Source organism: Algoriphagus yeomjeoni, assembly GCF_003259505.1.
In the GTDB taxonomy this organism is placed as follows: Bacteria; Bacteroidota; Bacteroidia; order Cytophagales; family Cyclobacteriaceae; genus Algoriphagus; species Algoriphagus yeomjeoni.
On the sequence record NZ_QLLK01000008.1, the window covers coordinates 174,778 to 188,124 of the forward strand.

9 protein-coding genes and 1 other RNA gene are annotated in these 13,347 nt (G+C 40.6%); 8 read left to right on the top strand and 2 right to left on the bottom strand.

The genetic code is table 11. The features are described from left to right. The first annotated feature begins 26 nt into the window (after nucleotides 1-26). Together LV83_RS14565 and LV83_RS14570 are read left to right on the top strand one after the other, a co-directional pair. Nucleotides 27-1,616, top strand: a complete 1,590-nt coding sequence (locus tag LV83_RS14565; RefSeq protein WP_111612280.1) for a lytic transglycosylase domain-containing protein — start codon at nucleotides 27-29, stop codon at nucleotides 1,614-1,616. Nucleotides 1,617-1,640: 24 nt separating this feature from the next. Beyond that, a complete protein-coding gene (locus tag LV83_RS14570) occupies nucleotides 1,641-2,633 on the top strand; it encodes a DUF3078 domain-containing protein (protein ID WP_111612281.1) in 993 nt (330 codons plus the stop codon). Here the strand turns inward: LV83_RS14570 and LV83_RS14575 are convergent. Continuing rightward, on the bottom strand, nucleotides 2,630-3,130 hold the full coding sequence (locus LV83_RS14575) for a DNA polymerase III subunit gamma/tau (protein WP_111612282.1): 501 nt from the start codon (nucleotides 3,128-3,130) through the stop codon (nucleotides 2,630-2,632). The genes LV83_RS14570 and LV83_RS14575 overlap by 4 nt on opposite strands. A 74-nt stretch (nucleotides 3,131-3,204) precedes the next feature. Beyond that, nucleotides 3,205-4,350 (bottom strand): DNA polymerase III subunit gamma/tau, encoded by a 1,146-nt coding sequence (locus tag LV83_RS14580; protein WP_111612283.1) that lies wholly within the window; start codon nucleotides 4,348-4,350, stop codon nucleotides 3,205-3,207. 239 nt (nucleotides 4,351-4,589) lie between these two features. Here LV83_RS14580 and ssrA point away from each other — a divergent pair. From ssrA to LV83_RS14610, 6 genes are all read left to right on the top strand, one after another. Further along, nucleotides 4,590-4,992: a transfer-messenger RNA gene (gene ssrA, locus LV83_RS14585) on the top strand. A gap of 358 nt (nucleotides 4,993-5,350) precedes the next feature. Then, nucleotides 5,351-6,565, top strand: a complete 1,215-nt coding sequence (locus tag LV83_RS14590) for a site-specific integrase (RefSeq protein ID WP_111612284.1) — start codon at nucleotides 5,351-5,353, stop codon at nucleotides 6,563-6,565. Between the two features lie 756 nt (nucleotides 6,566-7,321). Continuing rightward, the gene (locus tag LV83_RS14595) at nucleotides 7,322-7,735 is read left to right on the top strand and encodes an HYC_CC_PP family protein (protein ID WP_146613727.1); all 414 of its coding nucleotides are present in this window, start codon (nucleotides 7,322-7,324) and stop codon (nucleotides 7,733-7,735) included. A 97-nt stretch (nucleotides 7,736-7,832) separates the two neighbouring features. Continuing rightward, nucleotides 7,833-11,651 (top strand): efflux RND transporter permease subunit, encoded by a 3,819-nt coding sequence (locus LV83_RS14600; protein ID WP_111612286.1) that lies wholly within the window; start codon nucleotides 7,833-7,835, stop codon nucleotides 11,649-11,651. Nucleotides 11,652-11,653: 2 nt separating this feature from the next. Further along, nucleotides 11,654-12,883, top strand: coding sequence for a TolC family protein (locus LV83_RS14605; RefSeq protein WP_111612287.1), 1,230 nt, complete (start codon nucleotides 11,654-11,656; stop codon nucleotides 12,881-12,883). Between the two features lie 2 nt (nucleotides 12,884-12,885). After that, a complete protein-coding gene (locus tag LV83_RS14610; protein ID WP_111612288.1) occupies nucleotides 12,886-13,344 on the top strand; it encodes a DUF305 domain-containing protein in 459 nt (152 codons plus the stop codon). Nucleotides 13,345-13,347 lie beyond the last annotated feature (3 nt).

Below are 13,347 nucleotides of genomic sequence, written 5' to 3' on the forward strand. Positions count from 1 at the left end.
GAATCGATGATGAAAGCCTTTTTCGAATGAAAACCTACAGTATTCCCTACCTTCTTTTCATCTTGCTAGTATTTTTTGGCCAAGAGTCCATGGCCCAAATACCGCAAGTCCCTGCTGAGTTGGAATTTGCAGATCTTATCATAAGAATCAACCCCCAGGCTCGCCGTGAAATCCAGCTAGACGTAGATGCACAATACCGAAATCCTGCCTATTTCAAAGTAAAGCAAGATCGAGTCAATCTCTATATGCCGATCATCGAGCGGGAGCTTAGAAATTCAGGTGTGCCCTTAGATTTAAAATACTTGGCAATTCAGGAAAGCGGCCTGATTGGAGACGCAGTTTCCACTTCCAATGCAGTTGGGTTTTGGCAGTTCAAACAGGGTACAGCTGAGGAGGTTTTTCTCAGAGTAGACAATCAGATCGATGATCGGAAAAATATTGTCAATGCAACCAAAGGTGCCGCACTCTATTTACAAAAACATAACAATACGTTCGACAATTGGATGTGTGCTTTGGTGTCCTATCAAATGGGTCTAGGAGGTGCGAAGGCTTACTTTGGCACCCAATACAATGGAAAGCGAATCGTAGATGTTGACAGAAACACACATTGGTATTTCAAAAAATTCTTAGCTCATAAGATCGCATTTGGAAGTCAAAAAACCATGCTCGTTAGCAGTGGACAGTACATGGCAGAAGAGCGGGTACAAGGCCCAACTACCTTGGCCGCTTTAGCTAAAAGGTATGGGGTGACCGAGCAGCATTTAAAAGATTACAATCTCTGGACGAAAAATGGAAAAATCCCTGGAGATAGAGTCTATACGGTGATTTATGTGAAAGACGGTTCGCTACCTACGAAGCCGGCAATTATCACTGAAGCAAAGCCCAGCACTCAAAGTCCTAGCTCGACCACTACTTCTACTTCACCAGCATATAAGCAAGCGAACTCTTACCCGAGAATTTCAGGAAATACGACCAAAGCATCTCAGCCAGATCAGATCACAGTGAACAACCTAGAGGGTGTCCAAGCTGCTCAATCGACCACTCAAAGTACTTTCTCAGACCGAGTGGGTATAAGAGAAAATAAATTCAGGAGACTGAATGATTTGGACAAAGGAGAGCGAATCGAAGCTGGTGAATATTACTATACTGAGAAAAAGAATGCGAGTGCTGAAGTAGCCACACACATCGTACGCTCAGGCGAAACCCTATGGAGCATTTCGCAGAAATATGGCATAAAACTCTCCGCGCTGAAGTCTAAGAACCGAATCAGAAAGGACAGAGACTTGAAAGTTGGAATGGTACTAAACCTTCAAGAACATAGAAAACGTGGAGAGGATATTCCAGTGGTGAAACTCAATAATCCAGCACCAACAAGAGAAGTTGTAGCAGCTAGTACATCAACTCCAGCTACAAATCAACCGGCTGTAAGTAATTCAACTGCGGATACTAGTAATACTTCTAGCTCAAAAATAACACATACCGTTTCCAGTGGAGACACATTATTTGCTATAAGTAAGAAATACGGTGTGACTGTCAACCAGTTGAAAAGTTGGAACAATATTGGGACCCAAAACATCATATCCATAGGGCAGAAATTGGTTATCTTTCGCCCTTAAATTGCAATTTTCCACGCTTTTTAAATGTCAAAATATCTCCTAATTTTTGGATTACTTCTAGTATGCCTCAGCCACACTTTGCAGGCTCAGGACAGGCAATACATACCTGATACTGTCCTCATCAATGGGGACACTTTATTGATGCTTGGAGATTCTCTGTTTGTTGAGGAGCCTGTAAAAGAAATTTTCTGGAAAACGGGGGGCAATTATAACCTAAATATTCAGCAAGTCACTTTATCAAACTGGGCAGCCGGTGGCGCAAGTACTTTTGCAATGAACTCTGGCTTAACGCTTTTCGCCAATTACAAAAAAGATAATAAGGTTTGGGACACTCAGCTCACTGTAAGTCTAGGTTTCAACCGACAGGACGACAGGGATTTTAAAACCAGAAAGACGAATGACAATTTCACTTTTGTCAGTAACTACGGTCGGGAGCTTTCTGAATTTTTCTACTTATCCACTCAATTAGATGCGAGGACGCAGCTGCTTGCTGGTTACAAATTTTCCAGACCAGCGGGAAGTGATGTTGAAATCCGAACAAAAATATCAGACTTACTGTCTCCTGGCTATGTGCAGTCTTCCACGGGTCTTAACTACCGAAAAACGTATAAAGACAAGAGTAAGCTTTCAGTTATACTTTCCCCTTTCACCGGTAGATTTACTATTGTATTGGATGACTCACTCAGTCGAGCAGGTGCATTCGGTGTAGTACCTGGAGAAAATGTTAGAGCTGAGGCCGGGGTGTCAGTTGCTGCCTCAGTGACAGACGTTCAACTGATGAAAAATGTCACCTGGAAATCAGATATCAACCTTTTCTCTAATTATGAGGTGTTTGGAAATATGGTGGTCAATTTTAAATCTGTGATTAGAATGCAGGTGAATAAATTCATTTCTACCCGGATTGAGACGGTGCTTATTTATGATGAGGAAGTGTTTATCAAACAGGATGACGGGACGTCCAGGCAAGCTGTGCAGCTTCAGAACCTCATAAACTTCGGAATTTCGCTGGATTTTTAAAAGTCAGTCTCCAATCCAAACCTACGTTGAAACTCACCCAATGCGGCGTGTTTTTCCTTTAAAAAATTGAATTTGTCGGTACTCGTATAGAGCTTATTTCGCTCAGATTCCAATTCTTCTTTTATCTCAACTTCTACTTTAAAGTGATTGACTTCACCTAACTCCCGGATAATTCGAACTAACTCCGGCTTCATTTTCAGTGCAATCTCTTCTTGCACATGACCCATCACTTCGAGAATAACTGTGTTTGAGTTCATCTTGATGGATTGGCCAAGAATCGCCAATTCCATACTTTTCCCAAGCTTCTGAAAGTGCTCCCTCACCTGTGGGAAGACTTGATCTAATATATCCTGAGTAAGATCTCTTCCTTCAATTTTAACTTCAACTACCTCCTCACTCTCGTTAGATTTAGCCTGTTGTATTTCATTCTTAGCCTTCTGATCAGCTAATTGCTTTGTATGCCCTAGATTTTTTGGGATAGAAATAGTCTTTTGCAAAAGACTAGTCTTCGTTGTACTTGAAGTTGACGGAAAAGGAATTGGTTGCTTTTGAGATTCAGGTTCTGGGGCTGTCAGGCTTTTTTTTTTGCGTCCTCTGCAGCCATCATAGAAAGACGGAAGGCCTGAGGAAGTTTGGCCATTTTCATTAGAGCCAACTCCACATGTAAACGCTGATTCTTTGACGTCTTATAATGGATATCGCATTGATTGGCGATGTTCAATGCAGAAAGTAAAAAGGAAGCAGAAGCCGCTTCTGTCTGCTGCAAATAGCGCTCTTTAGCAGATTCCGATACTTCTATCAACTCAACAGTAGCAGGATCTTTCGCTACTAATAAATCTCTTAAATGTTCGCAAAGGCCAACAATGAAATTATGTCCATCAAAGCCTTTCTTCAGAATCTCGTCGAAAATCAATAAGACTTGAGAAAGATCTTCAGTGACCAAAGCATCCAGCACCTTAAAATAATAATCGTAATCCAGAATATGAAGATTGCCAATAGTCTCATGATAGGTTACCTTCTTCCCCGCGGAATAAGTAACAATCAAGTCAAACATGGAAAGTGCATCCCGAAGTGCTCCATCTGCTTTGGTCGCGATCAATCTAAGCGCTTCTTCCTCATAATCTACTTTCTCTTTCTCTGCAATGTACTGGAGATGACCAGAAATATCTTTTATCTGAATTCGATTGAAATCAAAAATCTGACAGCGGGAAAGTATTGTTGGGATGATTTTATGCTTTTCCGTTGTAGCTAAAATAAAGATGGCATACTTAGGAGGCTCTTCCAAAGTCTTCAAAAAGGCATTGAAGGCTTGATTTGAAAGCATGTGAACCTCATCAATAATATAGACTTTGTACTGTCCCTTTTGCGGAGCATAGCGTACCTGATCGACCAGGTTACGGATATCATCTACGGAGTTGTTAGAAGCAGCATCGAGTTCGTATATATTGAAGGAACTGTTATTTTGGAAGGAAACGCAGGATTCACATTTGCCGCAGGCTTCGAAGTCTGCTTGCAAATCTTCACAGTTGATCGTCTTGGCAAGGATACGGGCACAGGTAGTCTTACCCACTCCACGTGGACCACAAAACAAAAAAGCCTGAGCTAAGTGATTGTTTTTAATAGCATTCTGAAGCGTGGTAGTGATATGCTGCTGCCCTACTACGCTCTTGAAATCTGCCGGTCTGTATTTTCTTGCCGAAACGACGAAATTTTCCATCACCGCAAGATATAAAAAACTCTATACTCAGGAAGCCTGAAATCCAAGCTATTCAAAAGATTTTCCGTAAAGAATTGAGTTTGAAGCCCATCCTTTTGGAGAATTTAAAACAGTATTCAGAGATCAGTGTTCAGTTTTCAGCTTGGCCACTGAACACTGATCTTTGACTTAATCAATTTAATTGCACCAACTTCATGTCGGAACTATTTTTCCATTACTTTTGTCAACCTAATTCAAATGGGGCTGACCGGTTTTGACAGTAAGTGTAAAGATCGGGCTCGCATGCAGGCTGGAGTATGTACGGCCTTGAAAAATTCATACGCACTATAAATGGCGAAGAATCTTACGCTATGGCTGCCTAATCTAACCTTTATAGGATAGATCGCTTGAAGGGTTGAGTTACGAGAGTAATTCCCCGGCCACATCTCACCGCCCGTTGTCTGGTCCGGGTGGATCTGAGGTGTCGACTTGATCAGAATGCTGCTTGTGATGCTATTATGCAGGCTTAAGACCCAGTAGCTAAGTCGAAACTAGGTGTGTTACCCAGCATATTTCGATCGAAAACCCAACAGGTAACTAAGCATGTAGACGGTACGTTGTTTCCTTATCTGGACGCGAGTTCGAATCTCGCCAGCTCCACGGAAAAAGCTAAAAAAAAGTTGAAGAAATTATACAAAATGACTTCAATAAATTGATTAAAAGGAATTAAATAGCTGATTAACAGTCTTTTAATTTTAGATTATCAGATTTTAGCTTTTCAGAATTGTAAAATTAAAGCCTGCAAAAAGACTCTTTGCAGGCTTTTTTTTGTGGCTAAAACCACCAAAATCTTCACAATTACTCAAAATTCAGTTGCGTCATTCGTGTAGTTCGGCTTCTCCCAAAAAAAAGACGCTGGCTGGAAGTCATAGTTAACTGATTATGAACATGTTCATATATTGAGCTTCTTGTTATTTAGAGCCTGATTTTCGAGTTTTATTTAACTTTAAACTAATTTGTCATGTTAGAAAAAAGCTTCGGATTGCACTTCTTCTTGAAACAATCCAAAAAAGAAACCGGATCAGCGAGGTATGTCTACCTCAGGATTACCGTGGATGGTCAATCAAAAGAACTGTCTACCAAAAGATTGTGGGCAGTTTCACGATGGAATACCTCTTTTGGTAGAGCAGAGGGGACAAAAGAAGATGCCAGAGAATTAAATGCCTATTTGGACACCATCCATCACAAAGTACTTCAGGCGAAAAAACAATTACTTGAATCAGACAAGGAAATTTCCGCCGAATCCTTGAAAAATATTATCCTTGGTATTGGAGAAAAAAGAAAAATGATCCTGGAAATCTTCCAAGAACACAATGATAATTTAGAATCATTGGTAGGAAAGGATTTCGCAGAAGGGACCCTGCTACGCTACAAAACCTCGCTGGACCACACCCGCTCATTTATTAACTGGAAGTACAAGAAAAAGGATATGGACATAAAGCAGTTAGATTACGAGTTTATCTCATCCTACGCTTTCTGGCTTAAGAGTATTAGAAATTGCAATCACAATACCACTGTAAAATATCTCAACAACTTTAAAAAAGTAGTTCTAATCTGCATCAATAATGGATGGCTTGACAGAAACCCATTCATCCGTTTCAAGATGGCGACCAAAGTCAACAACAGGGTTTTTCTTACTTGGCATGAAATAGAAAATTTAATAGAGAAAAAATTCTCTATACAACGTCTTAGCCAGGTTAGGGATATTTTCCTGTTTAGCTGCTTTACTGGACTAGCCTATATAGATGTCAAAAATCTAAAAAGGAATCAGATTTCTACGGGAATAGATGGGGAAAAATGGATTTATACCCATCGACAAAAAACAGATTCTCCTACCCGTTTGCCCTTATTACCAAAAGCTTTGGAGCTTATTGAAAAATATAAGAACCATCCTCAATGCCAGGACGGGGCTCATGTCCTACCAGTATTGAGCAACCAAAAGATGAATTCGTATCTTAAGGAAATCGCAGATGTCTGCGAGATCAATAAACCACTCACTTTTCATATAGCAAGGCACACATTTGCGACAACAATCACGCTTGCCAACGGAGTCCCTATCGAAACCGTATCAAAAATGCTCGGACACAAATCCCTTAAGCAGACACAGCACTATGCCAAAATCCTAGATACGAAGATAAGTTTTGACATGAAGGCACTCCGAGATAAGTTAAAATAAATTAAGAATACAGCTTATTTTATGGAGAGTCCAAAACTCAAAAATGAATCTTACATTGAACAAGAACAACGGAAAATCAAAATATGCCAGGGAATTGATGGGGAGGGGGAAACTATAATTGAGGTCAAGTTTAAATAGTAAACTATCTAGTAAACAAACCATATTTTTCAAAATTAATTTACCCAAATATAGAAATGGACCTATTCATTGCCGAAAAATCGGACATTGAAACAACTGAAACCAAAATCAACGGAATGACTTGTGTGAGTTGCTAAGTCCACTTAAGTCACGACTTAAATAAATTCAACGGAATCGTATACTCAAAAACGTCCTTTGAAAATGGAAATGTAATTATTGAATTTGAAAAAACAGAAATCGAGAAAGCAATTAATTCAACAGTCTATAGCGTAACCGACAAAGATGAAAACAAATGGTAGTTCAATTAAAACCAGAAATAAATTGTCCAAACTGCAGACATAAAAAATCAGAGGATCTGCCAAAAAATGCATGGCAGTTTTTCTATATGGAACAGTACCTTGTTCACTAATTCAAGAAAACGAAAGTTGTTGTTAAAAACCATTGCAATAAGCCAAATACACTTCCAATTCTCACATGCTTTCAGATAAGTCAGAAGTTGCAAAAAATATTTCTTTGCAAAGTTTAAAGGAAATCTTAAACCCAATTAAGAAAATTGCGTAGATTAAGATTCAGCTAAATTATTTCAAAGCCTCAGGAATTTATCCTATAATTGTATTAGTGAAAAAATCATTTTCCATAGTTTTAGCATTTTTACTTCTTTTCACAAACATCGGTTTGGCGAAAAGCAGTCATATATGCATGGGATCTGAAATGTTAAATGCAATAGGTCTTTCTGCCAAAAATTTGGATTGTGGTATGAAACACCAAAAGTCTTCTTCTTCTGAAGAAGGGGGCTTAAGTGAAGCAAACCCATGTTGTCAAAATAGTTTTGAACTTGTTCATAACGATGGGGATCAACAATTAAAAGTTCTTCAATTAGATTCAGCCCAACTAATTTTTGTTGCGGCATTTACCCAATCCTTTATCTTTGGCATTGAATTAACAAGTACTAAAGCTTATATAAATCCATTTATTTCCCCCCCTTCGATTGAAAAAAACTACACAGTTCTTTTTCAATCATTCCTGATTTAATACTTCCTGGTAATCGGTCATCCGACCTCTTTTTTCCTAGTAGCTTTCAACTACCTAGCCTCTTTATTCTAGTTTCCCCTTTTACCAGGATTAAATCATGCTTAACTCAATTATCAAGTATTTTCTTGAGAATAAACTCGTTACCGTACTCTTACTGATTGCTCTGATTGCATGGGGCATAGTGACTGCTCCATTTGGTTGGAAAGTAGGTGCTCTACCTTCCGATCCTGTTCCAGTGGATGCCATTCCAGATATTGGCGAAAATCAACAGATCGTATTCACACAATGGCCAGGAAGATCTCCCCAGGATATTGAAGACCAGATTTCCTACCCACTTACGACTTACTTATTAGGAATTCCAGGTGTCAAGTCCATCCGCAGTTCCTCTATTTTTGGCTTTTCAAGCATCTACATCATCTTTGATGAAGACACAGAATTTTATTGGTCAAGATCCAGAATTCTGGAAAAACTCAGTTCATTACCGGCAGGGCTACTTCCAGAAGCTGTTCAACCAGGATTGGGACCCGATGCCACAGCACTGGGGCAAGTATATTGGTACACACTCGAAGGTAGAGATGAACAAGGAAATCCTACTGGGGGCTGGGATCTCCATGAGATCAGAACTGTCCAAGACTTCTTTGTGAAATATGGATTAAATGCAGTCGAAGGCGTTTCTGAAGTAGCTTCTATTGGTGGATTTGTACAGGAATATCAAGTGGATGTTAACCCTGACGCACTTAAAGCCTACAATATTCCCTTAATGAAAGTCATGGAGGCGGTAAAGCAATCCAACCGGGATGTAGGTGCTAAAACTATAGAAATCAATCAAGCAGAGTATTTAGTCCGCGGCTTAGGTTACATCAAAAAGGTAGAAGATCTGGAAGAGGCTGTAGTTGCTGTCGAGCAAAACGTTCCGGTCCGAATAAAGGATATCGGCGTAGTGAGCCTAGGACCTGCAAACAGAAGAGGGCTTCTCGATAAAGATGGGGCTGAAGTAGTAGGCGGAGTTGTAGTCGCTCGATACGGTTCCAACCCCCTTCAGGTCATCAATAACCTCAAAGAGAAAATCAACGAAATAGCTCCGGGTCTTCCCAAAAAGACTTTGGCAGATGGCCGTATAAGTCAGTTGACTATAGTGCCATTTTACGATAGGTCAACCCTGATCCAGGAAACTTTAGGAACGTTGGAAGAGGCTCTTTCGCTAGAGATCCTGATTACTATTTTGGTGGTAATCGTGATGGTTTATAATCTCAGAGCTTCCATCTTGATTTCCAGTTTATTACCGATCGCCATTCTCATGGTTTTTATAGCCATGCGCTACTTCGGAGTAGATGCAAACATCGTAGCTCTTTCAGGTATAGCCATCGCTATCGGAACTATGGTGGATCTTGGAATTATACTTTCTGAAAACATCATCAAACACATTGACGAAGCTCCACCTGAGCAAAAATTAATCACGACCATATACAAGGGATCTTCCGAAGTAGCTACTGCAATTCTAACTGCAGTGTCTACAACTATTGTGAGCTTTATTCCTGTTTTTACCATGGAAGCTGCAGAGGGAAAACTATTTGGTCCTCTAGCCTATACCAAGACTTTTGCTCTTATAGCAGCTTTGATAGTTTCATTATTGATTCTACCTATGTTAGCTCATGTATTTTTTGGTTTCAAAGTCAAAAATCAGCGGTACAAGCTATTAGGTAATGGTTTATTACTTATGCTCGGTATTGGAGCTCTGATTTACGGTTATACTTGGGCAGGGATAATGTTGGTATTCTTTAGCATCATTTCTTTTGCAAAATTCTATGTAGAAAAAGAAGCGAGAACCATCCCAACTCGCATTCTACCTGTATACAATCAACTTGAAATTATTCTGGCAATCGTAGGAGTGGTATGGCTCTTAGCTACTTATTGGCTACCACTAGGAGCTTCTCATTCTATTATTGCCAATGTGCTATTTGTCGCCATTTTGGTTAGCCTGATCTTAGGTGCATTCTCCATATTGGAATACAATTACAAACGTGTATTAACCTGGTGCCTAGACAACAAAACTGCCTTCCTCAGTATTCCTGCAGCCTTAATTTTGTTGGGAGCAACCGTTTGGCTTGGCTTTAATGCCGCCTTTGGACTAATTCCCAAAGCCACCAATCTCATAGGTTGGGATATTCAATCCAGTAAACCATGGTCTAGCTTATCACATACTTTCCCGGGGATGCAAAAGGAATTTATGCCTTCTCTGAATGAAGGAAGCTTCCTACTCATGCCAACTGCGATGCCTCACTCTGGCATTGCTTACAATAGAAAAATTATTGGTCAATTGGATATGCTGTTGACTAACATTCCGGAGGTTGATCTGACAGTTGGGAAATTGGGAAGAGTAGAATCTGCACTCGATCCAGCTCCGATTTCCATGTACGAGAATATCATTAATTACAAGTCAGAATATCTTCTCAACTCCAAAGGGCATAAACAGCGTTTCAAAATTGATAAAGAAGGTAGGTTCATATTTGCCTCTGGTGACACCCTATCGAATCAGGACGCTCTTGCACAAAATAAGTCTACAAAAAATTTGATCCCTGATGAGAATGGGATGTATTACAGAAACTGGCGCGATCATATAGAATCCCCAGATGATATCTGGAATGAAATTATTGCAGTCACAAAAATCCCAGGAATCACATCCGCACCTAAGCTCCAACCCATTGAAACCCGACTGGTTATGCTCCAAACTGGCATGCGGGCACCCATGGGAATCAAAGTCTATGGCCCTGATTTGCAGACCATAGAGAACTTTGGCATTCAACTGGAAACTATATTAAAGCAGGTTCCCTCAGTCAAAGAAGAAGCAGTATTCGCTGATAGAATTGTCGGGAAGCCCTATCTACAGCTCAATATAAACCGAGAGAAAATCGCCCGATTTGGTTTAACAATAGAAAATGTACAGCAAACAATAGAAACGGCTATTGGAGGCATGAATATCACTACCACCGTAGAAGGACGGCAGCGATTCCCTGTCCGTGTTCGCTATCCACGGGAATTACGGGATGATCCTGAGAGCTTGTCCAAAATCTATGTTTCTACCCCTACAGGAGCTCAAATCCCTTTAGGGCAACTTGTTGACTTCGACTATGTCCGGGGACCTCAGGCAATCAAAAGTGAGGAGACTTTTTTGGTGGGTTATGTGCTTTTCGATAAGCGGGATGGGAATTCTGAAGTGACCACAGTCGAGGATGCCAAACGGCTGATCCAAAGCAAAATTGATTCAGGCGAGCTGGAAGTCCCAACTGGAGTGACTTACAAATTCTCCGGTAGCTACGAAAATCAGGTTCGTGCAGAAAAACGCCTGAGCATCATCGTCCCGGCAGTGTTGGTCATTATCTTTTTGATTCTTTATTTCCAGTTCAAATCCGTAAGCACCACTTTCATGGTCTTCACTGGAATTGCTATGGCGTTCTCCGGGGCTTTTATTACGCTATGGTTCTACGGCCAGCCTTGGTTTGCTGATTTTAACCTCTTTGGCACAAATATGCGGGACCTGTTCCAAGTACACCAAATAAATCTGAGCGTAGCGGTTTGGGTTGGGTTCATTGCGCTTTTTGGTATTGCTACCGATGATGGGGTGCTGATGGCTACTTATCTGGACCAGAGTTTTGAACGCAACAAAACTGACAATTTTAAAGGAATACGAAAGGCAATTGTGGAAGCTGGACAGCGTCGAATAAAACCGGCAGTCATGACTTCGGCTACTACCATTATAGCCTTACTTCCGATTTTAACCTCCTCGGGACGAGGGTCAGATATCATGATTCCGATGGCTATTCCGGCTTTTGGAGGAATGATCGTGGCTGCTATCACCTACTTTATTGTACCTGTCTTATACTCCATCCGGGAAGAACGAAAACTTAAAAAAAGCTGAAAATGAAAACTATCACACTTTCCATTCTTTTGCTTCTGGGTATGAGTTTCTCAGCTAGTTCGCAAAGTTTAGAAGACTATTTTCGAATAGGCGCTGAAAACAATCCAGGTCTTCAAGCTAAATACAAAGCATTTGAAGCTGCCATGGAAAAAATCCCGCAGGTAGGATCCTTACAAGATCCAAACCTGTCTTTTGGATATTTCATATCTCCGGTTGAAACCAGAGTTGGTCCTCAGAATGCCCGCTTTTCTTTGACGCAGATGTTCCCTTGGTTCGGTACGCTAAGAGCTCAGAAAGATGTAGCTTCCTTCATGGCTGAAGCAAAATATCAGGAATTTCTGGATGCTAAGAACCAACTATACAGCCAATTGGCCACTGTTTATTATCCTTTGGTAGAAACGCACGAATTGATAAACCTAGAACGGGAGAATCTGAAAATCCTTGAAACTTATTACTCATTAGCTACTTCAAAATTCGAAAACGGCCAAGGTTCTCTTGCAGATGCACTACGAGTAGAAATTATGATTCAGGCAACCAAAACTAACATCGAAGTGCTACAGATGAAAATCAAAGGAAGAAATTCATGGTTCAATTCCCTGCTTTCCAGATCTCATGATTCCCCCGTTGAGATCTCTGAGATGCTCCAAATCACGGATGCTGACCGGCAGATTTCAACTGATTCAATCCAGGCAAACCCCATGTTGGGGAGTATAGATTTGAAAATTCAGGCCAGTGAAGCAAGCGTGCGTGTTGCCCAAAAGCAAGGAATGCCAAAGCTAGGTGCAGGTGTCGATTATGTACTTGTCGGCGAAAGAACAGATATGGACATCCCAGATAACGGGAAAAATGTCTTGATGCCTATGGTCACGATGAGCCTACCGATTTTCAGAGGGAAATATAAGGGTGCACAGAAGGAAGCCAAACTTATGCAGGAATCTTATCAACTGGAGAAGGACGAACTCAACAATAAACTATTTGGCTCCTATTACCGCTTCTCCACCGACATGGAGATTCAGGAGAATCTGATCTCGCTGTATAGCAAACAAGTGCAAACATCCGAGCAAACTCTGGAATTACTTTATTCTGCCTATAGCAATTCAGGAAACGACTTTGAAGAGGTCTTGAGGGTACAGCAACAACTGTTGGAATACCAAAAAATGAAACTCAAAGCCACGGTAGCTTATCAAACTTCCTTGGCTCAAATCAATTATATAACCGCTAAAACCTTCTGATTATGAAAAGTAAGAACTATTTAAAATTCGCAGCAATGATGGCAGTTTCCTTTGTCATTATGTATGGAGTAATGTTTCTAAATGCAGATTTATTCGAGCATGTCATGCTGAGCACTACCAGGACCTATATGACCATCTTGATGGTTGCCCCTATGGCCATTTCCATGCTTCTATTTATGTGGGGAATGTATGAGAATAAAAAGACCAATTACATTATTCTAGCCTCTTCCCTAATCGTTTTCATAAGTACGCTGACTATGTTGAGAAATCAAACCTTAATTGCAGATGTGCAGTGGATGAAAGCCATGATTCCACATCACTCTTCAGCCATCATGGTAAGTCAAAAAGCTCATCTCCAAGATCCAGAAGCACAGAAATTGGCGCAGGATATCATAGAAGCACAGCAGCGGGAGATCGCTCAGATGCAGGCAATGATTGAGCGACTGGAGGCGACTAAATAAGCG